Below are 943 nucleotides of genomic sequence, written 5' to 3'. Positions count from 1 at the left end.
TTCGATAAGACCTTTCCTTGCAAGTAAAGATGAAGCATCGAATGCTCCAAGTAACTTTGAAACTATAGATGCGAAAGGCAAGGGATTAGAAGATTATAAATATAAGGTTCAAGTATCTGTTCTAGACTGTACAGGCTGTGGTAGTTGTGCAAATGTATGCCCAGCTAAGGAAAAAGCACTTGTTATGAAACCACTTGGAGAGCAATTAGATGAAACAAGTAATTGGGAATATGCAAGCTCATTAACTAGAAAGCCAAATCCAATGGGCGTTAATACAGTAAAAGGAAGTCAATTTGAATTACCACTACTCGAATTCTCAGGAGCTTGCGCAGGGTGTGGTGAAACACCTTATGCAAAACTTATTACTCAACTTTATGGAGATAGAATGTATATAGCAAATGCCACAGGATGTTCACAGGCATGGGCAACAAGTTATCCTTCTTTCCCTTATACTGTAAATGAAAAAGGTCAAGGTCCAACTTATACTAATTCATTATTTGAAAACAATGCTGAGTTTGGTCTTGGAATAATGCTTGCAGTAGATCAACAAAGAGACAGAATTAAATCAAAGGTTGAAAGACTAATTGAAATAACAATGGATAATGATTTAAAAAAAGCTGCTATAAATTGGGTAGAAACTTTTGCTGATGGAAGCACATCAAAAGCTGCCAGTGAAATATTCCTAGAAACATTAAAAAATTCAAAAACAATAAATGAAGAAAAAGAATTAGTAAGCTTCATATTAAATAGTAGTGAGCATCTTGTTAAAAAATCTATATGGTTGTTTGGCGGAGATGGATGGGCTTATGACATTGGTTATGGTGGATTAGACCATGTAATATCAACAAGAGCTGATGTAAATATACTAGTACTTGATACAGAAGTATATTCAAATACAGGAGGTCAATCATCTAAAGCAACTCCTTTGGGCGCAGTAGCACAA

General features: G+C 35.1%; 1 protein-coding gene. It reads left to right on the top strand.

All coding sequences use genetic code 11. From position 1 onward, the window contains the following. Positions 1-943 (top strand): 4Fe-4S binding protein (locus KPL44_RS25050; RefSeq protein WP_216256114.1); only part of this gene is annotated, 943 nt, incomplete at both ends.

Origin of the sequence: Clostridium sp. DSM 17811, from assembly GCF_018861905.1 — a bacterium.
Lineage (GTDB): Bacteria > Bacillota > Clostridia > Clostridiales > Clostridiaceae > Clostridium_AD > Clostridium_AD frigoriphilum.
This window is presented reverse-complemented; position numbering and strand designations above follow the sequence as displayed.